Consider the following 23,885-nt stretch of genomic DNA (forward strand, 5'->3'; position numbering starts at 1 on the left):
TAGGTTATCCATGCGAGACGAGAACGATGCAGAGACCACCGCGCGGGGCGTCACCGTTCACCGGACGGTGCCGGACGCGGCGCGTTCCGTTGCGGCAGAGCTGTACGCGCACGCCTTCGACGCGAAGCTGCGCGTCGCACTGGGCGCCGGTGACCAGCGCATCCGGTTCCTCGCCGAGCATCTGCGCCCGGACCGCATGCTGTGCGCCACGGTGGACGGGCGGGTGCGCGGTGTCGCCGGACTGCACCTGGACGGCGGCGCCGCCTTCGACGTGACGCTGCGCGGCCTGTTCCGCGCCTACGGCCCCGGCGCCTGGTGGCGCGGTCTCGTCCTGATCGGGCTGCACCGCACCGCGCGCCCGGGCGAACTGCTGCTGGACGGCATCGCCGTCGACCCCGCCGCGCGCGGGCAGGGCCTCGGGACCCGGCTGCTGCGCGAGGCGGAGACGCTCGCCGCCGAACAGGGCCTGCGGCGGCTGCGGCTGTCCGTCGTGGACACCAACCCGCGCGCCCGGGCGCTGTACGAACGGGTCGGCTTCGTCCCGGTCCGCACCGAGCAGACCGGTACGCTGGGCCGGCTCTACGGTGGCTTCGCCGCGGTCACCGACATGGTCAAGGAGGTCCCGGCATGCCCGAGGTGAGCGCCCGGTTCCTGATCGAGAGCCTGGTCCGCCCGGACGGCACCGCCGCCCTCACCGAGGTCTACGACACCGGGAACGCGCTCGGCATCCCGGACCAGCCGCTGCGCCTCACGATCCGCCGCCTCGTCGCCGCCGGCGCCTACGTGCAGGAGGGCCGCGGCCGCGCCGGGATCCTGCGCCGCTCCGGAACCGCCGCGCTCACCGAACGGCACGACGCCGGGTTCCTCCGGTTCGCCTACCGCCGCGACGCCGGCCTGGAGCCGTGGGACGGCAGGTGGCGCCTCGTGGTCTTCACCGTGCCGGAGAGCGAGCGGGCCGTCCGCGACACGGTCCGCCGGACCCTGCTGCGCCTCGGCGGCGCACCCCTGCACCCGGGCATGTACGTCAGCCCCAACGACTGGAACGACGTCGTCACCGCCGAACTCGCCGGCCTTCCGCTCTGGTCCGCCACCACGACCGACCTGCGGCACGCGGGGAACAGCCGGCCCGCCGTCCTCGCCGGCCGGCTGTGGCCCCTGGACGAGATCGCCGCCCGCTACGACCCGGTGGCGCGGCTGGCGGCCCGGCCGGTCCCCGCGGAGGTGGCCGGGCACGACCAGCGTGTCGAGGTGCTGCGGCAGGCCCTCGGACTGGCGGCCGCCTTCGACCACGCGATCGCCCCCGACCCGCTGCTGCCCCTGGAACTGCTGCCGGACGGCTGGCCGCCGATCACCGCCCGCGCCGCCTTCCGGGCCACCTGGCTGGCGTTGCGGCAAGCCGTCGGCGATAGTGGTCACCAGCTCTTCCGCGGGGTAGTCCTGTCCCCGTGAGCAGAAACCCCGGCCTGATCACCGCGGCGGCTCTCGGCGCCTGGCTGATCAAGGGCAACGACGACCGCACCGGCCTGCGTGAACGCTTCGCCGAGGATCCGCGGGTGGACCGATGGTGCGTGCAGCGCAGCTACCGCCTGGACCTGATGGAGGCCGGTCAGCCCGTCCTGTTCTGGGGCAGTGGCAGCCGCTTCCGGGACGTTCCCTACGGCATCTGGGGCCGGGGCGTGCTGAGCGGCCCCGCCCGCCCGGAGGCCGGCGGCCACGGCTGGTGGGTGCCGCTGGACCTGACCATCGCCGCCCCGTCCGCCTGGATCCCCCGGACCGCCCTGCGTGCCCACCCCGAGCTGGCCGACCTGGAAGTGCTGCGGCAGCCCCAGGCCGCCAACCCGTCCTTTGTGACGAAACACCAGCTCGACGTCCTGCGCCGCGACTTCTCCTGACCCTCCCACCCCGGCCCGGCTGGTTCTCATGGCTGTCTCGCGCGCCCCGAGACAGCCATGAGAACCAGCCGGGGAACGCCGGAACCGGCTGGCCGTCAGTGCTGTCTCCGGCCGCCGGACACAGCACTGACGGCCAGCCGAAGGCTCGGTGGGCGTTACGCCGGGGTGGGGAGATGCTGGGCGAGGACGGCCAGGTGGGTCTGCCGGGCCTCGGTGTGCCGGGCACGGCCGGCCTCGGTCAGCTGGACGAAGATGCCGCGACGGTCCTGCACGCAGCTGGTGCGCTCGACCAGGCCCGCGTTGACCAGACGGGTGACCGTGCGGGACAGGGCGCTCTGACTCAGATACATCGCCTCGGCGAGCTCCTGCATGCGGCGCTTGTCACAGTTCTGCGTGGCCAGCCGATCGAGTGTCTCGAACTCGCTGAGCGACAGCCCGTGCGACTCGGCGAGCGCGCGCTCGAGGTTGACGGCGACCTCGTTGTAGCTGGTCAGCAGTGACCGCCACCGGTCGAGCAGGGCGGCTTCGGAGCTCATGCCCGGCATCCTATCCGCCGGCAGGGCTGTATGCACAGGAATTAAATGCGTACGCATCTAATGCTTGTGCATTAGTTGCAGGTGCATCTAGATTCGCCGCGTGACTATTACCGAGCCGCAAGTGGTGACCACAGGGACCAGAGCCGCCGGCGAAGCGTGGACGCCCCGGCTGTGGGGTGTGCTCGCTGTGCTCTGCGCCGTGCTGTTCCTGGACGGGCTGGACGTCTCCATGGTCGGCGTGGCGCTGCCGTCCATCGGCGCCGAACTGGGCCTTTCCACCGCGTCCCTGCAGTGGATCGTCAACGGCTACGTGCTGGGGTACGGCGGCCTGCTGCTGCTCGGCGGCCGCACCGCCGACCTGCTCGGCCGCCGCCGGGTGTTCCTGATCGCGCTCGGCGTCTTCACCGTCGCGTCCCTGGTGGGCGGCCTGGTCGACGACGGCGCGCTGCTCATCGCGACCCGGTTCGTCAAGGGCCTGGCCGCCGCGTTCACCGCCCCGACCGCGATGAGCATCCTCACCACCACGTTCGCCGAGGGCCCGGCCCGCAACCGCGCGCTGTCGATCTTCACGGTGTTCGGCGCGAGCGGCTACTCGTCCGGCCTGATCCTGGGCGGCCTGCTGACCAGCCTGGGCTGGCGGTGGACGTTCATCGTGCCGGTGCCGCTCGCACTCGGCGCGCTGATCGCGGGCTGGTTCCTGATCCCGCGCGACCGGGCCGCCGCCGACGGCGGCCACGACCTCATCGGTGCGGTCACCCTCACGGCAGGCATGCTTCTCTCGGTGTACGCCGTGGTCACCGCCCCCGAACGCGGCTGGACCGACCCGCTGACCATCACGATCGCGGTGCTCGCCGTCGCCGCGCTGGCCGGTTTCGTGGTGGCCGAGAGCCGGGTCCGGCACCCACTGGTCCGGCTCGGGATCTTCCGTGCCGGGGCGATCGTCCGCGCCAATCTGAGCATGGTCGCGCTGCTCGGCTCGTACGTCAGCTTCCAGTTCATCATGACCCTCTACCTGCAGGACGTGCTGCACTGGCCGCCGCTGCGGATGGCGCTGGCCCTGCTGCCCGCCGGCCTGCTGGTCGCCTTCGGTTCCCCGTTCATGGGCAGGCTCATCGACCGGTACGGCACCGCGCCCCTGATCATCACCGCGATGGCCTCGCTGAGCGCCGGTTACGTCTGGTTCCTGCTGACCGCCGGCAGCCGGCCCGGTTACCTGCTCACGGTGCTCCCGGCGATGCTGCTGCTCGGCGGCGGTTTCGCCTTCGGCTTCAGTTCGATCATGGCCCAGGCCACCGACGGCATCGACGACTCCGAACAGGGCCTCGCCTCCGGCCTGGTACAGAGCTCCGGCCAGGTCGGAACCGCCATGGTCCTGGCCGTGGTGACCGCCCTCCTGGGCGCGACCACCGCCGTGGCCGCCGACTTCACCACCTTCCGTCCCGGCGTCGGCCTGGTCACCGCCGTCGCACTGGCCGGGCTGGTGCTCAACCTCGTACCCCTGCTCCTCCGCACCTCCGGCAAGCACGTCGCCACCACCTGACCGCCCATCGTGATGCCGTCAGGTGGCATCCCGCCGAAGGCGATGTGGACGGCTCGGTCGAGCCGTCCACATCATCGGAGCCGGCGTGCTGCCGCACACGCGGTGATGCCGGGCTAGGAACTCCAGGCGAAAGCTTGGGCCGGGACGCTCGCCGCGGTGGCGAACCTGCTGTTGACGGTGGATGCCTCGCGGGCGTTCGGGTTGGGGTTGGTGCAGCTCACCGGGGCGCTGCTGCCGGACATCAGGTCGGCGCAGAGCCCGGTGCGGCGGTCCGGCAGGCCGAGAAGGTGACCGAACTCGTGCGCCGCGATCCGCGGCTGGTAGTAGCCCTGGTTGACGGCCTGGCGGCCCATGTACCAGGTGCCGTTGCCGAGGGAACTGGTGTAGGCGCGGGGCCAGCCGTTGTCGGCGAGGACCCTGATGTTCGGGGTACGGCCGGCCGGCACCGGCTCCAGGCGCACGTTGGTGACGCTGTTGTTCCAGATCTGGGCGCCCTGGGCGACCACCGACTTGAACTCCTGGGCCTGACTGGCGTCGTAGTACAGCACGCGCGGGGCTGCGGCGGCGGGGCTGGTGGTGGCCACCTGCACGCCGGTGACGGCCAGTGCGGCGACGACGGCCGCCGCGAATCTGCGGAGCAGCATGACTTCCTCCGGGGGATGGGGGTCGGGACGCCTCCTTTCTATCGACAATTCTCGATCTGTGCGGCATATCGGTTGGGGCCTCTGCCGAACGTGATAGCGCCCGGCCCGCCCCGGAAAGTGGATTCCGGGGCGGGCCGGGCGCCGCTGTACGCGTTACCTGTCAGACGAGGTCGAAGCGGTCCAGCTCGGTGACCTTGGTCCACGCCTTCACGAAGTCGTGGACGAACTTCTCGCGGGCGTCGGCGCTGGCGTAGACCTCGGCGAGGGCGCGTAGCTGCGAGTTGGAGCCGAAGATCAGGTCGACGGCGGTCGCCGTGTACTTGACCTGGCCGGTGGCGAGGTCCTGGATCTCGTACACGTGCTCCTGGTTCTCCGAGGCCTTCCACCGGGTGCCGGGGGAGAGCAGGTTCGCGAAGAAGTCGTTGGTGAGCACGCCCGGCTTGTCGGTGAGGACGCCGTGCTTGCTGTCGCCGAAGTTGTTGCCGAGCGTACGCAGGCCGCCGACCAGAGCGGTCATCTCCGGCGCGGTCAGGTTCAGCATGTACGCCCGGTCGACGAGCAGGATCTCCGGCTGGGTCTTCTCGCCCGGCCGCAGGTAGTTACGGAACCCGTCGGCCCGCGGCTCGAGGACCTTGAACGACTCGACGTCGGTCTGCTCCTGCGAGGCGTCGGTGCGGCCCGGGTGGAACGGCACGGTGACCGGCACGCCGGCGTCGGCGGCGGCCTTCTCCACGGCGGCGTTACCGGCCAGGATGATCAGGTCGGCCAGGGAGATCGTGGCGCCGCCGGCGGCGTTGAACTCCTGCTGGAGCTTCTCCAGGGCGTCGATCACCGGGGCGACCGGCTGGTTGACCTCCCAGCTGCGCTGCGGCTCCAGGCGGATCCGGGCGCCGTTCGCGCCACCGCGCTTGTCGGTCGACCGGTAGCTCGCCGCCGACGCCCACGCGGCCTGCACCAGCTGCGCGACAGTGAGGCCGGACTCCAGCACCTTCGCCTTGAGCGCGGTGACGTCGGCCTCGCTGACCAGCTGGTGGCCGGCGGCCGGGACCGGGTCCTGCCACAGCTGCGCCTCCGGCACCCACGGGCCGAGGAACCGGGCGACCGGGCCCATGTCACGGTGCAGCAGCTTGTACCACGCCTTGGCGAAGGCGAGGGCGAAGTCGTCCGGGTTCTCCAGGAAACGGCGGGAGATCTTCTCGTACGCCGGGTCGACGCGCAGCGACAGGTCGGTCGTGAGCATCGTCGGCTTGTGCTTCTTCGACGGGTCGTGGGCGTCCGGGATGATCGCCTCGGCGTCCTTGGCGACCCACTGCTTCGCGCCGCCGGGGCTGGTGGTGAGCTCCCACTCGTACCCGAAGAGGATCTCGAAGAAGCGGTTGCTCCACTCGGTCGGCTTGTCGGTCCAGGTGACCTCGAGGCCGGACGTGATGGTGTCGCCGCCCTTGCCGCTGCCGTGGCTGCTCAGCCAGCCGAGGCCCTGGGCCTCCAGCGGCGCGCCCTCCGGCTCGGGGCCGACGTGGTCGGTGGCGACACCGGCGCCGTGGGTCTTGCCGAAGGTGTGGCCGCCGGCGATCAGCGCGACGGTCTCCTCGTCGTTCATCGCCATCCGGGCGAACGTCTCACGGATGAAGTGCGCCGCGGCGAGCGGGTCGGCGCTGCCGCGCGGGCCCTCCGGGTTGACGTAGATGAGGCCCATCTCGGTGGCGCCGACGCCCTCGGACATGGAGTTCTCGGAGACGTAGCGCTCGTCGCCGAGCCAGGTGTCCTCCGGGCCCCAGAAGATCTCCTCCGGCTCCCAGACGTCCACACGGCCGAAACCGAAGCCGAAGGTCTTGAAGCCCATCGACTCCAGCGCGACGTTGCCGGCGAGCACCAGCAGGTCGGCCCAGGAGATCTTCTGGCCGTACTTGGCCTTGACCGGCCAGAGCAGGCGGCGGGCCTTGTCCAGGTTGGCGTTGTCGGGCCAGCTGTTCAGCGGGGCGAACCGCTGCCCGCCGTCACCGGCGCCGCCCCGGCCGTCCTGGATCCGGTAGGTGCCGGCGGCGTGCCAGCTGAGCCGGATCATCAGGCCGCCGTAGTGCCCGAAGTCGGCCGGCCACCAGTCCTGCGAGGTGGTCAGCACCTCGACGATGTCGCGCTTGAGCGCCTCGACGTCGAGCTTGGCGAACTCGGCGGCGTAGTCGAAGTCCGGGCCGAGCGGGTTGCCCTTGGACGAGTGGGCGTGCAGCACGTTCAGGTCGAGCTGGTTGGGCCACCAGTCACGGTTGGTGCGCGGGCGCCCGCCGGTCTTCGGCTCCGGCGAGGGGATGCCGGGGTTCTCGCTCTCGCTGCCGCCGTGGCCGGTCACAGAGTCGTGCGCGACCGGACAGCCACTCTGCTTCGGGTCTTGGATGTCGCTCATCGGATTCCTTCCGAAACGTGCCGTTTAATCGGAGCTCATGCAATTGGGGCAGGTGCCCCAATAGACGACTTCGGCCTCGTCGACCACGAACCCGTGGTCGTCGGAGGCGGTGAGGCAGGGGGCGTGACCGACGGCGCAGTCGACGTCGGCGATCGCACCGCAACTGCGGCACACGACATGGTGGTGGTTGTCCCTGACTCGCGACTCGTAACGGGCGGTCGCGCCGGCGGGCTGGATGCGCCGAACCAGGCGAGCGTCGGTCAGCGCACGCAGAACATCGTAAACCGCCTGGTGAGAGACCGTAGGATGTTCCGCGCGCACCAGGTCGATCACCGTGTCGGTGTCGACGTGCGGGTGGTCGTGCAGGGCTGCGAGCACCGCCAGCCGGGGCCGGGTCACGCGCAGCGAGACCGCCCGCAACTGTGCCTCGAAGTCGGTCGTCATGGTCATGACCCTAGCGCCCTTTTCTGGAATAGTTCAAGTTTCACACGCGGTCGGCCTCGATCGACCGGCCCCGGCCGGGACGTGCAGAATCATCCCCGTGGATCTCCGGAAGCTGCCCTGGTACGTGACCGACGGGGCCCTCGCCGTGGTCGCGTTGCTCGCCCAGCTCGCCCCCTTCTCCGGGACCCCGTGGTCGGGGCCGAGCTGGCCGGTGGCCGGCTACCTGGTCGCTGTCGGGGGCTCCGTTCCGGTGCTGTTCCGCCGGAAGGCCCCGTTCGCCATGCTGGCGCTGAGCGAGCTGGCGGCGGTGGCGTACAACTTCGTGCCGGACGGACCCCGGCAGCCGCTCTGGTACGGGGCGCTGATCGCCATGTTCACCGTCGCCGCGCAGGCGCCCCGATGGCAGCGGATCACCGCGATCGTGGCCATCGTCTGGGGCGCGGTCTTCTTCACCGGCTCGCTCGAGACGGCGGCCCGCGGCGCGCTGCTGTGGACCGCGGCGTACGCGCTCGGCCGGGCCTGGGCCAACCGTCAGGAACACCTGCGGGTCCTGCAGGAACGCGCGCTGCACCTGGAACGCGAACGCGAGCTGGAAGCCGAACGGGAACGGTCCCGGATCGCCCGCGACATGCACGACATCCTCGCCCACGCGGTCAGCATCACCATCGCGCAGGCCGAGGCGGGGCCGATCGCGATGCGGCACGGCCCGGAACGTACCGAAGCCGCTTTCGAGGCGATCGCCACCGCCGGCCGCGAGGCGATGAGCCAGCTCCGCCGCATCCTCGGTGTTCTCGAGGCCGGCGGCGAACGCGTACCGCAGCCCACCCTCGCCGGAATCCCCACCCTGGTCGGACAGGTCTCCGGCGCCGGGTCCACAGTGGTGACGCTGACGGAGTCCGGTAAGCCGGGCACGCTCAGCGCCGACGCCGAGGTCGCGGCGTACCGGATAGTCCAGGAGGCACTGACCAACATGATGAAACACGCGCGGGCCCGGACCGCGACGGTGGCGCTCGACTGGCACGACGGGGAGCTGCGGATCACCGTCACCGACGACGGGATCGGGGCGGGGGCCGCGGCGAGCGCCGACGGGCGCGGCCTGGCGGGCATGCGGGTCAGGGCGGAGAGCTGCGGGGGTACGGTGTCGGCCGGCCCCACCCCGGCCGGGCGCGGCTTCCAGGTCCGGGCGACGGTGCGATGACCATCCGGATCGTGGTCGCCGACGACCAGGAGCTGATCCGCGGCGCGTTCGCGATGATCCTCGACGCCGAGGACGACATGACGGTCGTCGCCGAGGTGGCCGACGGCGCCGCCGCGCTGGACGCCGTCGCCGAGCACCGGCCGGACGTGCTGGTCCTCGACATCCGGATGCCCATCATGGACGGCATCGAGGCCACCCGGCGGCTGGCCGGGCAGCCGGTACGGGTGCTCATGCTGACCACGTTCGGCCAGGACGACTACGTCTACGACGCGTTGCGGGCCGGCGCCAGCGGATTCCTGCTCAAGGACGTCCGCCGTGCCGAGCTGGTGCAGGCCGTCCGGGTGGTCGCCGCCGGCGAGTCGCTGCTGGCCCCCGCCGTGACCACCCGGCTGATCGAGACGGCGGTCCGCAGCCAGGGCCTGCCGCCCCGCGGCTGGGCCGGCCTGGACCAGCTCACCCCACGCGAGCGGGAGACCCTGCAGCTGCTCGGCCGGGGCCTGACCAACAGCGAGATCGCGGCGGCCATGGTGGTCAGTGAGCACACCGTGAAGACGCACGTCAGCAGCGTGCTGGCGAAGCTGGGGCTGCGGGACCGGGCGCAGGCGGTGGTGGCCGCGTACGAATCCGGTCTGGTCGTCGCGGGAGGGCTCTCTCCCTCTGGAGAGTGAGAAGGAGTTCCCTCGCGGCGGCGATGGCCGGGCCGGCCGGATTTCCGAAGATTCTCGTGTGACCAAGAGACTGCTGCTGATCCTGGCCCTGCTGCCCGTGCTGAGCCTGACCATGCTGCTCCTGCCGGCCCGCCCGGCCGCCGCCGCCACGGAACTGACCACGACCGACGTCAGCATCCCCGTATCGGGCGGGAAGACCCTCGCGGGCACGATCTACGCCCCACGGGGTGCGACCGGCCCGCTGCCCGGCCTGGTGCTGGTGCACGGCTCCGGCAACGGCAAGCGGAAGAGCGTCACCCCGGAGGCCGTGGCGTTCGCCCGGCAGGGCATCGCGGTCCTCGCCTACGACAAGCGGCCCCTCGACCAGCCGGACTACGACCTGCTGGCCGGCGACGCGGCAGCCGCCGCCGGAGTGCTGCGCGGCACGGCCGGCGTGAACCCGGCAGCGGTCGGGCTGTGGGGCATCAGCGAGGGCGGCTGGGTGATGCCGCTGGCCGCCCAGCGGTCACCGGACATCTCGTTCCTGGTGCTGGCCTCCGCCCCGGGCCTGTCCCCGCTGCGCGTGCAGAACTGGAACATGCGCAACAAGCTGGCCGCCGCCGGAGTGTCCGGCGCGCTCACCGGCACCCTGTCGGACCGGTTCTACCGCCTCGCGAACGACGCCGGCCTGTTCGCCGAGGCCGGCCACGACCCGCGGCCGCCGCTGGCCGCGCTGCGGATCCCGGTCCTGGCCGTGTACGGCACCGACGACACCCAGGTCCCGGCGGCCGAGAGCATCGCCGTGCTGCGGGAGACCGTCACCGCCCCGCTGACCGTGCGGACCCTGCCCGGCGCCGGCCACACCCTGCGGGTCCTCGACCAGGGCGGCACGTTCACCGACGCGTTGTACGCCGGCTACCCGGAGATCGTCGGCGACTGGATCCGGACCCGCCCGGCCCCGCACAGTGACGCCGTCCCCGCGCAGCCGGCGTACAGCGTCGCCCTCGCCCCGTCGGCGTGGTGGGAGTCGTGGCCCGTACAGCTCGGCGCCCTTGCCGTTCTGCTGCTCGGCTTCCTGGCGTACCCCCTGATCGCCGCGATCCGCAGGCTGCGCGGCCGCAGCGTCACCGTCACCCGCCCCGCCCGGGTCGCCGCCGCGGCCGGCCTGACCGCGGTGCTCGGCGCGGTCACCTACTTCGTCCTGGTCCTGGACGGCGCGAACTGGAAGGGCATCGACCCCGGCCCGATGGCCGCCGGCCGCCCGGTCCTCTGGGTCGCGCTGCAGGCCCTCGCCCTGATCCTCCTGATCGCCACCGTGATGACCGCCGCCGCCTGGCGCACCGCCACCCGCGACCGCCTGCGCCTCGGCTTCCTGCTGACCAGCGGCGCCCTCTTCGTCCCGTGGGCCCTCTACTGGGGCCTCCTCCTTCCCTGAAAGGCACCCGCCATGCGTCTCACTCTTCCCGTCGTCCTCGCCGCCACCCTGCTCTCCACCGCCGCCTGTGACGAAGCACGAATGACCAGCACCGAGTCGTACGACGTGACCGGCTCGGTCACCACGGCGGCCGTCAACAGCCTCGGCGGCCGGATCACCGTCACCGCCGGTACCGGAGCCACCGTCCGCGTCACCGAGACCGCCCGTTACACCGGCGCCCGGCCACGTCCGGAGCATCGCCTCGACGGCACCGCCCTGACCTTCACCTCCGGCTGCCAGGGGCTCGGGGACTGCGGCGTCGACTACCGGATCGAACTGCCCGCCTCGGTCCGGCTCACCCTGGAGAGCGGCGGCGGCGACATCACGATCGACGGGCTGGCCGGGCAGATCGACCTCGAATCCGGTGGCGGCTCGGTGACGGCGCACGGCATCGCCGCTCCCCGCGTCACCGCACGGACCGGCGGCGGGGCCTACGACATGACGTTCACCGCCGCGCCCGGCGCCGTGCGAGTCGACACCGGCGGCGGCGAGACCACGCTCGCGCTGCCCCGGGAGAGCTTCGCGGTACACGTGGACTCCGGTGGTGGCAGCAGCACCGTCGGCGTCCCGGTCGACCCGGCGTCGGCCCACCGGATCGACGTGAGCAGCGGCGGTGGCGACGTGGTCGTCGAGCCCGCCTGACCGACGGAGTGTGTGTTTCGGGCGCGAATAACGGCCGAACCACACACGCGGGAAGTGGCCGCAACCGGTTCGCACTCGGTTCACGCCCGTAGGAGCACCCGGCGGTACGCATCCTCGGACATCCACGAAGCACTGGAGTCCGAGGAGCGTACGTCATTGACCAAGCGACATAGCGCCACCCGTCTCGCCGCCGCGCTGACCGTGACCCTGGCCGGTCTCGCGCCGATCGTCGTCGCGCCCGCCGCCGCGCAGGCCGCGGTCCCCGCCGTCGCCGCGTCCTATTCGGCCCTCATGTACCGCAGCCTCACCGCGGACGAGACCATGGCCAAACTGCGTGGCACCCTCGCCCAGCAGCAGCAGGCCCTGAAGACCCGGTCCGTCCAGACCGTCGCCGCTGCCAAGGCCGACGCCGCCGCCCAGAAGACGCTCACCGGAGTCACCGCCGCCCACGCGGCGGTGCGGGAGCGCCTGACGACGGCCGAGCGCACCCTGGCCGCCGCGAAGACCACCCTGTCGGCCGCGCAGAAGAAGCGCCCGCGCGCCAACGCCGCCGTCACCCGGGCGAAGAAGGCCGTCGAGGCCGCCACCAAGGTCCGCGACGCCCGCCGCGCGAAGCTGCAGGCGACCGCCGGCACGCTGCGTACCGCCCAGGCCGGCGCCCGTAGCACCGCCGCCGGGGTGAAGAAGGCCCTCGCCGCCCGGAAGTGGACGTCCGCCACCATCGGCCAGACGCAGCGGTGGATCGCCACCGCCGGGACCGCCGCGGGTTACGCCGCCGAGGCGGGCAAACTCAGCGCGGGCGTCGTCACCGACGTGCGGCCCAAGTTCACGATCAAGGACACCACCACCGTGTACGGCGTGACCGTGCACCGCACCGTCGCCTTCGCGTTCAAGCGGATGGTCGACGACGCCCGCGCCGACGGTGTCGAGCTGTCCGGCGGCGGATTCCGTACCAAGGAACGCCAGATCGAACTCCGGAAGATCAACGGCTGCCCGGACGTGTGGACGGCCCCGTCGTCGTCCTGCCGGGTACCGACCGCGATCCCGGGCCGTTCCCTGCACGAGATCGGCCTCGCCGTCGACATCAGCTCCGGCGGCCGGACGATCTCCCGCAGCACCAAGGCGTTCACCTGGCTGCAGGCGCACGCCCGGGAGTACGGCTACGTCAACCTGCCGTCCGAGGCCTGGCACTGGTCCATCACCGGCGGTTGATCCGTCCGGGCTGAGCCAGCAGCGGGAACCGGTTGCCCTCGGTGTCCTCCAGCAGCGCCCACCGGCCGAACGGCATGTCGACCGGCTCCTGCCGGAACACCACGCCGCGCCCGGACAGCTCACGCCACGTCGCGTCCACGTCGTCGCAGGCGAGGAAGACCGGCGTGTTCGGCTGTCCGGGGTGGCCCGCCTCGGCCGGTGGGTCCGCCTGCTCCAGGATCAGCACCACCCCGTCCGGGAGGCGGACCTCGAGCCACCGTTCGGTCCCGTACGTCTCGTCCTGCACGACGTCGCAACCCATCGCCGACGTCCAGAAGCCCTTGGCGCGCTCCTGGTCACGAACGCCGATCCGCACCTTCCCGACTCCGCTCAGCATGGCCCGATCCTGCCATGTCGCGGCGTTGCCGCAGGTGTTCCCGCTCGGCGGGGTCGGTGGTGAGGGCGATCGCCGCGTCGAACTCGGCGATCGCCTCGGCGGTGCGGCCGAGCCGGGTCAGCAGGTGGGCGCGGGTGGCGCGGGCGGGCTGGAAACGGCAGGACTCCGGGGGCAGCCGATCGAGCAGGGCCAGACCGGCCGCCGGGCCGTCCACCTCGGCGGTCGCCGCGGCCAGGGCGACGTCGCCGCCCCGTGACGGGGCCAGGGCGTGCAGGATCAGGTGCAGGTCGAGCAGTGTCCGCCGGTCCGGCGCCACCGTGCAGTGCAGCGCCTGGATGGCGGCCTCCACCTGGAACCGGCCCAGCCTGCCGTGCGCGTGCGCGGCCCGCAGGTGCTCGTGCGCGCGGGCGATCAGCCGGCGGTCCCAGGCCGACGGATCCTGCTCGGCCAGCGGCACGAACCGGCCCCGGGCATCGGTGCGGGCGCCCGCCCGGGCGGCGGTGAGCTGCACCAGCGCCGCCAGCCCGTGCGCTTCCGGATCGTCCGGCGCGACGGTGGCGAGCACCTCGGCGAGATGCAGTTCCCCGGCGGCGTAGACGGCTTCGAGCACCGCGGCCATCCGGGCGGGCAGGCCGGCCCGGTCGGGGATCCGGAACGGGATGCCGGTCGCCTTGATCCGTTTCTTCACCCGGACCAGGCGGGTCGCCATGGTCGCCTCCGGCACCGAGAAGGCGCGGCCGATCCGCCGGGCGGTGAAGCCGAGCACGGTGTTGAGCATCAGCGGGGTGTGCATCGCCGGGTCGATCGCCGGATGCGAGCAGACCAGCATCAGCTCCAGCCGCCGGTCGGGCAGCGCGTCCACGTCGATCTCGTCCAGGTGGACCGGCGTGTCCCGGTCCACGTCCAGGGCCACGGTGCGCTGGAACCCGGCGGACCGCCACAGATCCCGCAGCCGGTTGCGGGCCACGGTCAGCAGCCACGCCTCCGGATTGCCCGGCGTGCCCTGCTCCGGCCAGGTCCGCACGGCCCGTTCGAAGGCGTCGGCGAGCGCGTCCTCGGCCGCGGCGACGTCGCTGGTGGCGGCGGACAGCAGGGCGAGCAGGCGGCCGTACCCGTCGCGGGCGGCGAGTTCCGCCGCCCGCGAGCCGCCACCGGTCAGCGCGTCCATCCGCCGTCGACGAACGCGGTGGACACCGGCCGGACCTCGAGAACACCCCACTGGCTGCCCGGGCACCTGCCCGCCCAGTCGATCGCGGCGTCCAGGTCCGGCACGTCGATCAGGAACAGGCCGGCGAGCGCCTCCTTGGTCTCGGCGAACGGGCCGTCCTGCACCCGCAGCGTTCCGTCCCGCCGGGTGACCGTGGTGCTCGCGGCGGCCGGTTGCAGCACCTCGGCGGCGAGCAGCACGCCGGCCTGCTGCAGCGCCTTCCCGTACACGTCGAAAGCCTTCATCGCCTCGGCGACGACCTCCTCGCTCAGCTCGCCCTCCGCGGGCTCGCCGTGATGCATCAGCAGCGCGTATCGCATCGACATCTCCTTCTCGCACGGTGACTACACCACGATGACGAACCACCGGCACCCGAATCGTCACCCGAAGGGTTTCCGTTCGCGCCGGAGCGCCTGCCCGTCCCCGGCGGCGGCTCTGCTGAAGACTGGGAGCCCCCCGCCCGCGACGGACAGGACCCGGATGCGCATGCTGCTCAACCTCGGCCGGCTCCGGGGCCACTACCATGTGCCGATGTTCGCATCCGTGGATCTTCCGTACGGTGTCCGGCTCCGCCCGATCCGCGAGGACGACGGGCCCGCGCTCGCCGCCACCCTGCTGCGCAACCGGGACCGCCTGCTCCCGTTCGAGGAACACCGGCCCGACTCGTTCTGGACCGCCGACGGCCAGCGCGACCGGCTCCGGATGCTGCTCGGCGCGCAGGCGGACGGCAAGATGGCCGGCGGGATGCTGGCCCGGGACGCCGAGATCGTCGGCTACGTCTCACTCAACATGATCACGCCGGCCCCGGTCTGCGGCGCCAACCTCGGCTACTGGGTCGACACGGCGGAAAACGGCCGGGGCCTGGCCACCGCCGCCGTCGCCGGGATGCTGCGGATCGCCGAGAGCCTCGGCCTGCACCGGATCGAGGCAGGCACGGCGCCGTCGAACATCCCGTCCCAGCGGGTGCTGCTCAAGAACGGTTTCGAGCATTTCGGAACGGCCCGCGGCAACTACTACATCGACGGCCGCTGGCAGGACAGCCACCTGTACGAACGGATCCTCAATGACCACCCGCCCGTCCGCCGCTGACTTCCGCCGGCTCGCCCGGCAGGACGCCGGCCTGTTCACCCACACGGTGAACTACCCGGTCGCCGCGCACCTCGGGGTGCTGTCGCACCGGCTGGGGCTGCGGCCCACCACGCTCACCCTGATCAACCTGCTGCTCGGCCTGGCCGGGTCGGCGCTGGTGATCGCCGCGGCGCCGCGCCTGCCGGTCGTCACCGCGGTGGTGGCGTGGCTGCTGTGGCAGGCGGCCTACCTCGCCGACTGCGCGGACGGTCAGCTCGCCCGGTTCACCGGCACGACGAGCCCGGCCGGGGCGCGCCTCGACGTGCTCGCGGACGTGGCCGTACAGATCGGTCTCGTCGCCGCCGTCGCGACCGTCGCGGGGGAGGGGACGCCGGTGTGGCTGGTCGCCGCGTTCGCCGCCGGCTGGATGATCTCCATGGTGACGTCGGTGATGGCCCGGGAAGGGTCCAACCTGAGCCTGCTGCCGTCCGGAAGCCTGCCGATCCGCCTGGTGAAGACGGTCCGCGACCACGGTTTCAAGGTCACAGCGATCGCCGCCGCCGTCGCCGTCCCGGACGCGATGCCGTGGCTGCTCGCCGGCTACACCGCCCTGAACAGCGCCTTCCTCCTCGCCGCCATCGCTCAGGCCACCCGCGCCGCCTGGCGCGCCGCCCCTGAGACCAGCGCCGCTCCTGAGACCAGCGCCGCTCCTGAGACCAGCGCCGCTCCTGAGACCCGCGCCGCCCCCTGAGACCCCGGCCGGAACAACCCAGCGTGCGGCGGTGATGTGCCAGGCCCGCGGGCGCGGGCATCCGGACGGCTCCCGGCCACGAATCCCTCTCGACGCCGAGTTGGGGGAGGACGACATGTCGGAGCGGCGGTTGCCGGCCGGAGCGGCCGGGTTCGTGGTGGTGTCACACCTGATCGGGTTGGTGGCCCTCTACCGGCTGGACAACGGGCGGGTGATCTTCTTCGTCGCCTATCTGCTGGGCATGCGGTGGGCGTTCGACCGGGCCAACGTCGCCGCGATCGACGCGGCGGAACAGCGGATCGAGGACTCCGGGCGGCGTGCGGTCTCGGCCGGGTTCTGGTTCGCGCTCGGGTTCGCCACCGTCGTCGCGGTCCTGGCGTTCCTGTTCACGGCCGGGGTGCAGGTGTTCGCGCAGTGGGACCGGCGGCTCGTGCCGGACGGCTCGCTGTTCGGCACGGCCCTGGCGATCCTCGCGGGCGTGCAGCTCATCGTCCTGATCGGCGCGATCCGGGCCCGCCGCGGCGGCGAACTCGCCCCGGAACGCTTCGCCCGCCTGATCAACGGGGCCCGCCGGGGCGCCCAGCTGTTCCCGGCCGGCGCGGCGTTCGGCTTCGGGCTGCTCCTCGCCGCCGAGGTGTTCCTGCTGGTCCTCGCGGCCGGGCCGCTCGCGCTGTTCCGGCCGTCCTACCTGACGATCGTCCTGCCGATCGTCTTCGCCGCGGGCATGTCCCTGATGGCGGTCCTGCAGAGCGCTTTCGAGGTACGGTTCCCGCCCGCCCGCAAGAGCCTTCTCCACATCGTCCTCACCGGCGTCGCGGCGGTGACCGCGCTGACCCCGATCGTGTCCGCGCTGTCCGGATCCCTGACCCCGCGGTCGTCGATCGATCTGCCCGACGTCAACCTGACCGGTGGTCTCGGCGCCGACCTGGTCGCCGTGTTCGGCTACCTGCTGTCCCTGCCGGTGGCCCTGATCAGGTACCTGCTGAACCGGCCGGGCCTGCTTCTCCTGCTGATCCTGGTCGTGGTCGCGTTCGTGGTCCTCCGCCGGTCCCGGTCCACCAAGAAGTCCGGCGGAGCGGGTGGAAACGCCGCGCAGCCGGGTGGAAGAGCCGGGCAGCCGGGTGACGCCCGCAAGCCGGGACTCACCGCCCGCATCCGCAAGGCCGTCAACGACCGCAGGGAGGCCCGCGCGCGCAAACGTGAGGACAAGGCCTCCGACCAGCGCCTCGCCACGGTCCGCCGGCAGGGTGTTCAGCAGCAGAGTGTCCAGCGGCAGGTTCCCGAGCAGCGCGCTACCGGCCGGGCCCGCCCGTCGAACGATCGTCCGGCCCGCGCGGCGGTCCCGCCCGCGGCTCCCGCTGCCCCGGGGCCCGCCGCCGCGGCCCCGGTCAACGCGGCGCCCGCCCAGCCCACCCCCTACCCGGCCCAGCCCACCGTCTACGGCCACCCCGCCGCCGCCGACACCGCGGCGTTCGCGCAGCCCGAACCCGCCGACAGCAACGGGATCGCGATCGTCACGGGCGCCGGGTCCCCGCTCGGACGGTCGATCGTCCGCGGTCTCGCCAGCAGCGGTTACGGCATCCTCGCCGTCGACATCGACCCGAGCCGGGCAGCCGCCACCGCCGAGCAGGCCCGCGCCTACGGCGTACCCGCGCAGGCCGTCCGCGCCGACCTCCGCGATCCCGCCTACCTGGACCGGATCGTCTCGCTGGCCGAGGCGTGGGGCCGCATCGAGACCCTGGTCACCGCGGGCACCGGCGGCTGGCCCAGCCCGGTTTCCGGCCAGACCGCCGAGATGCGGCTGAGCGGCCTGGTCCGCGAGCCGATGCGCCGCAACGGGGGCGGCGCGATCGTCACCGTCGTCCCGGCGGCCTCCGCGGACGCGCCGGGACTGATCCGGTTCGCCGAGGGGGAGCGGGGCGCCCGCGACGGCGTACGCGCCATGTGTCTCACCACCGATCAACCCGCCATCCCGCCGGCCGACGTCGTCACCGCCGTCCTGGATCTGATCCGGCGCGGCAGCGCCGGCGACGTCGTGCAGCTCACCGCATCGCGGCCCCGCTTCGCCCGCGGCACGGCGACGGTGCGGTGAGAGGCCCGTCAGCTCTTGGTCAGCGGCGCGAGTTTCGGGTCGTCGGCGTACGCCTCGGCCGCGTTCGCCTTGGTCACGATGACCGGCGGCAGCAGGAACGACGGCACGACCTCGACCCCGTTGTTGTACGACGTGGTGTCGTTCACCGTCGGCTCCGCGCCCGTCTGCAGCGTCCGTACCATCGTGATCGTCTCCGCGACCAGCTTCCGGGTGTCCTTGTTGATCGTCGAGTACTGCTCACCCGCCATGATCGACTTGACCGACTCGACCTCGGAGTCCTGCCCGGTCACGATCGGGATCGGCTTGCCCGCGCCCTTCACCGACGTGATGATCGCCCGGGCCAGGGTGTCGTTCGGCGACAGCACCCCGTCGAGCGTCTTCGACCCGGTGTAGGTCGAGTTGAGCAGCGAGTCCATCCGGCTCTGCGCGTTCTCCGCCTTCCAGCCCTGGGTCGCGGTCTGCTTCACGTCGGTCTGCCCCGACCCGACGATCACGTCCCCCTTGTCGATGGCCGGTTCGAGCACGTCCATCGCCCCGTTGAAGAACACCCCGGAGTTGTTGTCGTCCGGTGAGCCCGAGAACAGTTCGATGGTCCACGGCCCGGTCGCCTTCTTCGCCTTCATCCCGTCCAGCAGCGCCTGCCCCTGCAACTGGCCGACCTTGAAGTTGTCGAACGCGATGTAATAGTCCAGGTCGGGCGTGTTGAGAATGAGCCGGTCGTACGCCACGACCTTCGCCCCCGCCTGTTTCGCCGCCGCGACCTGGGTGGACAGCTGCGCCGCGTCGGTCGCCCCGATCACGATCACCTTCGCGCCCTTGGTGACCATCGCGGTGATCTGCGCCTGCTGGTCGGCGACCGTCGTGGACGCCCCGGCGTACTGCACGTCGGACTGGAAGCCCGCCTCCTTGAGCCCGTCGGTGAACAGGTCACCGGCGAGCACCCAGTTCTCCGACGTCTTCGACGGCAGCGCCACCCCGATCAGCGCGTCCTTCGCGAAACCCTTGGCGGGCGCTTCGGCGGTCCCGCCCTCGCCCTCCCGGCCCGAATTGCAGCCGCTCGCCACCAGGGCCGCGACAAAACCGACTGCCAACACCTTTGTGAGAGAGGTACGCATGAAGCGATCACCTTCCAGAAAGAGAATCCGCACGGTGCGGGACCGCGGGCTCCACCGGGGGTTCCGGCGGCTCGCGGCGGAAGGGCCGCATCAGCGATCCGATGATCGAGAAGCGGCCCTGTTTCTTGTTGTAGACGTCCAGGGCGACCGCCCCGAGCAGGAACAGGCCCTTGACGATCTGGACCATGTCGGAGCCGGTGCCGATCAGTTGCAGGCCGTTGTTGAGCACGGCCATCACCAGGCCCCCGACGATCGCGCCGGTGACGGTGCCGAGACCGCCGGAGACCGCCGCCCCGCCGATGAACACGGCGGCGATGGCGTCGAGCTCCCAGTTCAGCCCGTCCTGCGGGCCGGACGCCGCGGACCGGGCCACGAAGATCATCCCGGCGAGCGCGGCGAGGACTCCCATGTTCATCATCACCAGGAAGTTCACCCGGCGCAGTTGCACGCCGGACAGCTCGGCGGCCCGGGCGTTGCCGCCGACCGCGTAGATGTGCCGGCCGCCCGCGGTGTTGCGGGTGTAGAAGGAGTAGGCCACCACCAGCACGGCCAGGATGATGCCGGAGATCGGGAAACTGGTGCCGACCCGGCCGCCGGCGAACCGCAACGTGGCGAACACGATGATCCCGAGCATCACCGCCAGCCGCAGCAGCGAGACCCACACCGGCGCCGGCTCGGCGCCCTCCATCTGCTGCCGGACCCGCCGCGACCGCCACTCCCGCCAGATCACCGCCGCGCACAGCAGCAGCCCGAGCAGCAGGGTCGGATTGTTGTAGCCGGTGGCCGGGCCGGCCTCCGGCAGGTACCCGGCGCCGATCGTCCGGAACCCCTCCGGGACGGGCACCGTGGCGGCGTTGCCGATGTACTGGTTGCCGCCGCGGAACAGCAGCATCCCGGCGAGCGTGACGATGAACGCCGGCACCCCGATGTACGCGACCCAGAATCCCTGCCAGGCCCCGATCAGCGCGCCGACCAGCAGGCCGAGCGCGATGCCGGCCGGCCAGGGAACGTCGTTCTCGGTGACCGCCTTGGCCACCACGATGCCGGTGAACGCGGCCACCGAACCCACCGACAGGTCGATGTGCCCGGCGACGATCACCATCAGCATGCCGATGGAGAGAATGGAGATGTACGCGTACTGCTGGGTCAGGGCGATCAGGTTGCCGGACGTCAGGGTCAGGCCGTCGGTGCGGATCTGGAAGAACACGATGATCGCCACCAGAGTGAAGATCATGCCGAATTGGCGCGCGTTCGAGGTCGTACCCCCGAAAAGGTTTTTCTGAAGGTCTCTCCACCGGCTCATGTCATGCTCCTCCGGTTCGAGGTCATCTGTCGCATCAGGAGCTCCGGATCGGCGTCCCGCCGGGCCACCTCGCCGGTGATCGTGCCTTCGAAGACGGTGTAGACGCGGTCGCACAGCCCGATCAGCTCGGGCAGTTCCGAGGAGATGACGATGACGCCCTTCCCCTCGTCGGCGAGCCGCTGGATGATGCCGTAGATCTCGTATTTCGCGCCGACGTCGATCCCGCGGGTCGGCTCGTCGAGAATCAGCAGATCCGGGTCGGTGAACATCCATTTCGCCAGCACGACCTTCTGCTGATTGCCGCCGGACAGCCGGGTCACGCCCTCGTCCACGTTCGGCGTCTTGATCCGCAGGCTCTTCCGGTAACTCTCCGCCTCGTGATATTGCGCCGCCTCGTCGAGCACACCGTGCCGGGTGATCTTCGACAGTTTCGCGGCGACCACCGAGGTCTTCACGTCGTCGAGCAGATTCAGGCCGATCGCCTTGCGGTCCTCGCTGACATAGGCCAGGCCGTGCCGGATCGCCTCGGCCACATTCCGGATCTCGATCTCCCGGCCGTCCTTGAAAACCTTTCCCCGCAGATGTACGCCGTACGAGCGCCCGAACACACTCATCGCCAGTTCGGTGCGGCCGGCGCCCATCAGACCGGCGAAACCCACGATCTCGCCGCGCCGCACGTGAAAGCTCGAGTTCTTGCAGACCAGTCGTTCCGCCGCGAGAGGATGCCGGACCGTCCAGCCCCTGACCTCGAAGAACACCTCCCCGATGTGCGGCTCGTGGTGCGGGAAACGGCTCTCCAGCTCCCGGCCGACCATGCCCCGTACGATCCGGTCCTCGTCGACGTCACCCCCGGAGACCGTGATCGTCTCGATGGTCCGCCCGTCCCGCAGAATGGTGATCGCGTCAGCGATCGCCTCCACCTCGTTCAGCTTGTGCGAAATCATGATCGAGGTGATGCCGCGCTGTTTGAAACCGCGCAGCAGATCGAGCAGATGCCGCGAATCGGTCTCGTTCAGCGCTGCCGTCGGCTCGTCGAGAATGAGCAGCCGAACGTCCTTGGCGAACGCCTTCGCGATCTCCACGAGCTGCTGTTTGCCGACCCCGATGTCCTTGACCAGGGTGTCCGGGTCCTCTTTCAACCCGACCAGGCCCATCAGTTCGAGCGCCCGATGATTCGCCGTCCTCCAGTCGATCCGCCCCCACCGGCGGGGCTCGTTGCCGAGAAAGATGTTCTCCGTGATCGACATCCCCGGAACGAGCGCCAGCTCCTGATGAATGATCACGATCCCGGCGTGCTCGCTGGCCCGGATGTCGGCGAACCGGCATTCCGTACCCCGATAGAAGATCTTTCCGGAATAGCTTCCGTACGGGTGAACGCCGCTGAGCACCTTCATCAACGTCGACTTGCCGGCGCCGTTCTCCCCGCAGATCGCGTGAACATCCCCGGCCCGCACCGAGAGGCCGACATCGGACAGTGCGCGGACGCCCGGAAACTCCTTCGTGATCGACCGCATCTCGAGCAGGATCTCGCCCACGGTTCCCCCCGGCGCGGTACTCCATAAAGATCAACCTCGATGTCGAGGGTGTTTCCGCACTGTAAATCCAATTGGCGGTAACCGCTATCCCAAGAACCGCCCCCTCAGTTCCGGAACCGTGACACCGCACGCGCGCCGGTTGCCCGTCGTCGGGGTACGGCCCCCTTCGCGAGCCGTCGCCGAGGCGTCTGATGGGTGTGTGGTTGGCGGTGTGGGGGACGGCTGGGTTGGTGAGCCGTCGCTCAGGCGGCCTCCGGGTGTCTCGTGACGGGCGTGAGCGACGGCTCACCAACGGGGTTTGCGCACGCGGCGAGGGCGGGGCCGGGTGAGGATGACGGGATGCTGGATGTCGCCCGCCGTCATGAGTTCCGTGTGCTCGCCGCCGCCAAGCCGACCCTGCCGCTCATGCTCACCGCCGGGCGACTGGCCGGGAAGCTGCGCCGGGTGCCGCGGATCGGCTGGGTCAGCGCCGACCCGGTCGTGGCCCGCCGGATCCTCAACGACCCGGCCCACTTCACGCTGCTCGGTGAGGGCGGCGTCGGGCATCTGTGGGCGCAGGTTCTCGGCGACTGGGTCAACGAGATCTTCGACGGGCCCGGCCACCATCTGCTGCGTTCCCGGACCCGCGACCTGTTCACCGACGACAGCGCCCGGGAACTGACCGCGCGGGTGATCGGGACGCGGCTTGCCCGGGCCGGAGCGGAACTCGAGAACGGCGGAGCCGTCGACGTGGCCGATCTGGGCCGGGTGCTGGTCGGGCGGATCGTCGCGGACCTGCTGCAACTCGAGGTGGCCGATCGTGACGAGGCGTACCGGGAGATCTTCGCGACCGGCGAGGAACTCGCCGCGCTCGCGCTCGGCACCACCGCCTCCACCCATCTCGCGCCGGAGACCATCGCGCGTGCCAGGGCTATCGTCGCCAAGCTGACCGTCAACGTGGACCGGGCCTGGCGTACCGCCCCACCGGAGACGGTGCTCGGCCGCTGCCGGGACCTCGGCCTGGAACGACAGCAGGCGGAAGGGCTCGCCACCCTGCTCATGGTCGCGGGCACCGAGACGGCGGCGAGCGCGATGGCCCGTACCGTCGCGATCCTGTACGACACCGGTGCGCAGCACCGCCTCCGCGCCGACCGTACGCTGCTGCCCGACGCCGTCCGGGAGGGTCTGCGGGTCACCTCGCCGGCCCCGGTGATCGGCCGCGCGGTGTCCGCCGACGTCACCGTCGAAGGCCGGCGTCTGCGCGCCGGCGAGCGGGTGCTGATGCTGACCTGGACCGCCAACAACGCGGCCGGCGCCTTCGACCTGGACCGCGGCTACCTGCCCGACCAGCGTCAACTCTGGTTCGGCGCGGGCCGCCACCTGTGCCTGGGCGCGCCGGTCGCCCGCGCCGAGATCACCGGCCTGCTGGAGACACTGCTGCGGTCGGGGCGGGCCTGGCGCATCCGGGACCGTACCTACCGCCGCAACGTCCTGATTCCCTCGTACGCGTCCCTGCCGGTCCGTCTGGCCCGCCACTGACACTCAGCCGAGTGTGACGGTGACGCCGTTGTCTCCGGAATCGAGTCGTCTGGTCGGGTGGTGCCCGCATTCGCAGTTCTCGATCGGGCGTCCGCGAGTTCCTTGAATAGGTGCGCGGGGGACGATCTTGAGCGGTGGGCATCCGGAGACTGTCCCCGCCCGCGATCCTGTGCGTCGCGCACCGGTCTCTCCAGCCCAAGATCGGCAGGGCCCGCGATCTTGGGCTCGGAAGGCCGGTTTCCCGGACTCAGGTGCAGAAGATTGGGCAGGTTGCAGATCTTGTGCGCCTC

The 23,885-nt window shown here is 71.4% G+C and carries 23 protein-coding genes; 13 read left to right on the forward strand and 10 right to left on the reverse strand.

Annotated features, from left to right (window positions below; translation table 11 throughout):
- Positions 1–10 precede the first annotated feature (10 nt).
- The 3 genes from ACZ3II_RS38760 to ACZ3II_RS38770 are packed head-to-tail and all read left to right on the forward strand — an operon-like array spanning position 11 to position 1,892.
- The gene (locus ACZ3II_RS38760; protein WP_465524937.1) at positions 11–640 is read left to right on the forward strand and encodes a GNAT family N-acetyltransferase; all 630 of its coding nucleotides are present in this window, start codon (positions 11–13) and stop codon (positions 638–640) included.
- On the forward strand, positions 628–1,449 hold the full coding sequence (locus tag ACZ3II_RS38765; protein WP_465524939.1) for a PaaX family transcriptional regulator C-terminal domain-containing protein: 822 nt from the start codon (positions 628–630) through the stop codon (positions 1,447–1,449). Before ACZ3II_RS38760 ends, ACZ3II_RS38765 begins: the two co-directional genes overlap by 13 nt.
- Positions 1,446–1,892 (forward strand): hypothetical protein, encoded by a 447-nt coding sequence (locus ACZ3II_RS38770; protein ID WP_465524941.1) that lies wholly within the window; start codon positions 1,446–1,448, stop codon positions 1,890–1,892. Before ACZ3II_RS38765 ends, ACZ3II_RS38770 begins: the two co-directional genes overlap by 4 nt.
- 155 nt (positions 1,893–2,047) lie before the next feature.
- Here ACZ3II_RS38770 and ACZ3II_RS38775 read toward each other — a convergent pair whose 3' ends face one another.
- Entirely contained in the window at positions 2,048–2,428 is a 381-nt protein-coding gene (locus tag ACZ3II_RS38775; protein WP_465524943.1) for a MarR family winged helix-turn-helix transcriptional regulator, read from the reverse strand.
- A 100-nt stretch (positions 2,429–2,528) separates the two neighbouring features.
- Between ACZ3II_RS38775 and ACZ3II_RS38780 the strand changes: the two genes are divergently transcribed.
- Positions 2,529–3,968 carry an MFS transporter gene (locus ACZ3II_RS38780; RefSeq protein WP_465524945.1) on the forward strand — a complete coding sequence of 480 codons (1,440 nt, stop codon included), beginning with the start codon at positions 2,529–2,531 and terminating at the stop codon, positions 3,966–3,968.
- A 113-nt stretch (positions 3,969–4,081) separates the two neighbouring features.
- Here ACZ3II_RS38780 and ACZ3II_RS38785 read toward each other — a convergent pair whose 3' ends face one another.
- The 3 genes from ACZ3II_RS38785 to ACZ3II_RS38795 form a co-directional block, all read right to left on the reverse strand.
- Positions 4,082–4,612, reverse strand: coding sequence for a snapalysin family zinc-dependent metalloprotease (locus ACZ3II_RS38785; protein WP_465524947.1), 531 nt, complete (start codon positions 4,610–4,612; stop codon positions 4,082–4,084).
- A gap of 160 nt (positions 4,613–4,772) precedes the next feature.
- On the reverse strand, positions 4,773–7,013 hold the full coding sequence (katG, locus tag ACZ3II_RS38790; protein WP_465524949.1) for a catalase/peroxidase HPI: 2,241 nt from the start codon (positions 7,011–7,013) through the stop codon (positions 4,773–4,775).
- Between the two features lie 24 nt (positions 7,014–7,037).
- The gene (locus ACZ3II_RS38795) at positions 7,038–7,457 is read right to left on the reverse strand and encodes a Fur family transcriptional regulator (protein WP_465524951.1); all 420 of its coding nucleotides are present in this window, start codon (positions 7,455–7,457) and stop codon (positions 7,038–7,040) included.
- 97 nt (positions 7,458–7,554) lie between these two features.
- Between ACZ3II_RS38795 and ACZ3II_RS38800 the strand changes: the two genes are divergently transcribed.
- The 5 genes from ACZ3II_RS38800 to ACZ3II_RS38820 all read left to right on the forward strand — a co-directional run bounded on the left by ACZ3II_RS38800 (position 7,555) and on the right by ACZ3II_RS38820 (position 12,630).
- The gene (locus ACZ3II_RS38800) at positions 7,555–8,655 is read left to right on the forward strand and encodes a sensor histidine kinase (protein ID WP_465524953.1); all 1,101 of its coding nucleotides are present in this window, start codon (positions 7,555–7,557) and stop codon (positions 8,653–8,655) included.
- Positions 8,652–9,323 carry a response regulator gene (locus ACZ3II_RS38805; RefSeq protein WP_465524955.1) on the forward strand — a complete coding sequence of 224 codons (672 nt, stop codon included), beginning with the start codon at positions 8,652–8,654 and terminating at the stop codon, positions 9,321–9,323. Before ACZ3II_RS38800 ends, ACZ3II_RS38805 begins: the two co-directional genes overlap by 4 nt.
- 58 nt (positions 9,324–9,381) lie before the next feature.
- Entirely contained in the window at positions 9,382–10,737 is a 1,356-nt protein-coding gene (locus ACZ3II_RS38810) for an alpha/beta hydrolase family protein (protein ID WP_465524957.1), read from the forward strand.
- A gap of 12 nt (positions 10,738–10,749) precedes the next feature.
- On the forward strand, positions 10,750–11,418 hold the full coding sequence (locus ACZ3II_RS38815; protein WP_465524959.1) for a DUF4097 family beta strand repeat-containing protein: 669 nt from the start codon (positions 10,750–10,752) through the stop codon (positions 11,416–11,418).
- A 156-nt stretch (positions 11,419–11,574) separates the two neighbouring features.
- Positions 11,575–12,630, forward strand: coding sequence for a D-alanyl-D-alanine carboxypeptidase family protein (locus tag ACZ3II_RS38820; RefSeq protein ID WP_465524961.1), 1,056 nt, complete (start codon positions 11,575–11,577; stop codon positions 12,628–12,630).
- On the opposite strand, the gene ACZ3II_RS38825 is transcribed toward ACZ3II_RS38820, so the two are convergent.
- Genes ACZ3II_RS38825 through ACZ3II_RS38835 form a run of 3 tightly spaced genes read right to left on the reverse strand, consistent with a single transcriptional unit; the run spans position 12,617 to position 14,533 of the window.
- A complete protein-coding gene (locus tag ACZ3II_RS38825) occupies positions 12,617–13,006 on the reverse strand; it encodes a VOC family protein (protein WP_465524963.1) in 390 nt (129 codons plus the stop codon). The genes ACZ3II_RS38820 and ACZ3II_RS38825 overlap by 14 nt on opposite strands.
- Complete coding sequence (locus ACZ3II_RS38830; RefSeq protein ID WP_465524965.1) at positions 12,966–14,174, reverse strand: RNA polymerase sigma factor; 1,209 nt, start codon at positions 14,172–14,174, stop codon at positions 12,966–12,968. Before ACZ3II_RS38830 ends, ACZ3II_RS38825 begins: the two co-directional genes overlap by 41 nt.
- A complete protein-coding gene (locus ACZ3II_RS38835; protein ID WP_465524967.1) occupies positions 14,162–14,533 on the reverse strand; it encodes a YciI family protein in 372 nt (123 codons plus the stop codon). Before ACZ3II_RS38835 ends, ACZ3II_RS38830 begins: the two co-directional genes overlap by 13 nt.
- A gap of 211 nt (positions 14,534–14,744) precedes the next feature.
- On the opposite strand from ACZ3II_RS38835, the gene ACZ3II_RS38840 reads away from it, so the two are divergent.
- The 3 genes from ACZ3II_RS38840 (at position 14,745) to ACZ3II_RS38850 (ending at position 18,124) form a co-directional block, all read left to right on the forward strand.
- Entirely contained in the window at positions 14,745–15,302 is a 558-nt protein-coding gene (locus ACZ3II_RS38840) for a GNAT family N-acetyltransferase (RefSeq protein WP_465524969.1), read from the forward strand.
- Positions 15,277–16,032 carry a CDP-alcohol phosphatidyltransferase family protein gene (locus ACZ3II_RS38845; RefSeq protein ID WP_465524971.1) on the forward strand — a complete coding sequence of 252 codons (756 nt, stop codon included), beginning with the start codon at positions 15,277–15,279 and terminating at the stop codon, positions 16,030–16,032. The genes ACZ3II_RS38840 and ACZ3II_RS38845 overlap by 26 nt, the downstream gene beginning before the upstream one ends.
- Positions 16,033–16,147: 115 nt before the next feature.
- On the forward strand, positions 16,148–18,124 hold the full coding sequence (locus tag ACZ3II_RS38850) for an SDR family NAD(P)-dependent oxidoreductase (protein ID WP_465524973.1): 1,977 nt from the start codon (positions 16,148–16,150) through the stop codon (positions 18,122–18,124).
- Positions 18,125–18,132: 8 nt separating this feature from the next.
- Here ACZ3II_RS38850 and ACZ3II_RS38855 read toward each other — a convergent pair whose 3' ends face one another.
- From ACZ3II_RS38855 to mmsA, 3 genes are read right to left on the reverse strand one after another with little or no spacing between them, the layout of a single operon-like run.
- On the reverse strand, positions 18,133–19,239 hold the full coding sequence (locus ACZ3II_RS38855; protein ID WP_465524975.1) for a substrate-binding domain-containing protein: 1,107 nt from the start codon (positions 19,237–19,239) through the stop codon (positions 18,133–18,135).
- A 7-nt stretch (positions 19,240–19,246) separates the two neighbouring features.
- Positions 19,247–20,542, reverse strand: coding sequence for a multiple monosaccharide ABC transporter permease (mmsB, locus tag ACZ3II_RS38860; protein WP_465524977.1), 1,296 nt, complete (start codon positions 20,540–20,542; stop codon positions 19,247–19,249).
- Positions 20,539–22,056 (reverse strand): multiple monosaccharide ABC transporter ATP-binding protein, encoded by a 1,518-nt coding sequence (gene mmsA / locus ACZ3II_RS38865; protein WP_465525107.1) that lies wholly within the window; start codon positions 22,054–22,056, stop codon positions 20,539–20,541. Before mmsA ends, mmsB begins: the two co-directional genes overlap by 4 nt.
- A gap of 360 nt (positions 22,057–22,416) precedes the next feature.
- Here mmsA and ACZ3II_RS38870 point away from each other — a divergent pair, with 360 nt between their 5' ends.
- Positions 22,417–23,595 (forward strand): cytochrome P450, encoded by a 1,179-nt coding sequence (locus ACZ3II_RS38870; RefSeq protein WP_465524979.1) that lies wholly within the window; start codon positions 22,417–22,419, stop codon positions 23,593–23,595.
- Positions 23,596–23,885 lie beyond the last annotated feature (290 nt).

Source organism: Actinoplanes sp. NPDC019969 (assembly GCF_055562375.1).

Excerpts from the sequence above, each read along its gene's own strand:
- ACZ3II_RS38760 (WP_465524937.1), top strand. The coding sequence starts at position 11 with ATGCGAGACGAGAACGATGCAGAGACCACCGCGCGGGGCGTCACCGTT.
- ACZ3II_RS38765 (WP_465524939.1), top strand. The coding sequence starts at position 628 with ATGCCCGAGGTGAGCGCCCGGTTCCTGATCGAGAGCCTGGTCCGCCCG.
- ACZ3II_RS38775 (WP_465524943.1), bottom strand. The coding sequence starts at position 2,428 with ATGAGCTCCGAAGCCGCCCTGCTCGACCGGTGGCGGTCACTGCTGACC.
- ACZ3II_RS38785 (WP_465524947.1), bottom strand. The coding sequence starts at position 4,612 with ATGCTGCTCCGCAGATTCGCGGCGGCCGTCGTCGCCGCACTGGCCGTC.
- katG (WP_465524949.1), bottom strand. The coding sequence starts at position 7,013 with ATGAGCGACATCCAAGACCCGAAGCAGAGTGGCTGTCCGGTCGCGCAC.
- ACZ3II_RS38795 (WP_465524951.1), bottom strand. The coding sequence starts at position 7,457 with ATGACGACCGACTTCGAGGCACAGTTGCGGGCGGTCTCGCTGCGCGTG.
- ACZ3II_RS38805 (WP_465524955.1), top strand. The coding sequence starts at position 8,652 with ATGACCATCCGGATCGTGGTCGCCGACGACCAGGAGCTGATCCGCGGC.
- ACZ3II_RS38815 (WP_465524959.1), top strand. The coding sequence starts at position 10,750 with ATGCGTCTCACTCTTCCCGTCGTCCTCGCCGCCACCCTGCTCTCCACC.
- ACZ3II_RS38825 (WP_465524963.1), bottom strand. The coding sequence starts at position 13,006 with ATGCTGAGCGGAGTCGGGAAGGTGCGGATCGGCGTTCGTGACCAGGAG.
- ACZ3II_RS38830 (WP_465524965.1), bottom strand. The coding sequence starts at position 14,174 with ATGGACGCGCTGACCGGTGGCGGCTCGCGGGCGGCGGAACTCGCCGCC.
- ACZ3II_RS38835 (WP_465524967.1), bottom strand. The coding sequence starts at position 14,533 with ATGCGATACGCGCTGCTGATGCATCACGGCGAGCCCGCGGAGGGCGAG.
- ACZ3II_RS38840 (WP_465524969.1), top strand. The coding sequence starts at position 14,745 with ATGTTCGCATCCGTGGATCTTCCGTACGGTGTCCGGCTCCGCCCGATC.
- ACZ3II_RS38845 (WP_465524971.1), top strand. The coding sequence starts at position 15,277 with ATGACCACCCGCCCGTCCGCCGCTGACTTCCGCCGGCTCGCCCGGCAG.
- ACZ3II_RS38850 (WP_465524973.1), top strand. The coding sequence starts at position 16,148 with ATGTCGGAGCGGCGGTTGCCGGCCGGAGCGGCCGGGTTCGTGGTGGTG.
- ACZ3II_RS38855 (WP_465524975.1), bottom strand. The coding sequence starts at position 19,239 with ATGCGTACCTCTCTCACAAAGGTGTTGGCAGTCGGTTTTGTCGCGGCC.
- mmsB (WP_465524977.1), bottom strand. The coding sequence starts at position 20,542 with ATGAGCCGGTGGAGAGACCTTCAGAAAAACCTTTTCGGGGGTACGACC.
- mmsA (WP_465525107.1), bottom strand. The coding sequence starts at position 22,056 with ATGCGGTCGATCACGAAGGAGTTTCCGGGCGTCCGCGCACTGTCCGAT.
- ACZ3II_RS38870 (WP_465524979.1), top strand. The coding sequence starts at position 22,417 with ATGCTGGATGTCGCCCGCCGTCATGAGTTCCGTGTGCTCGCCGCCGCC.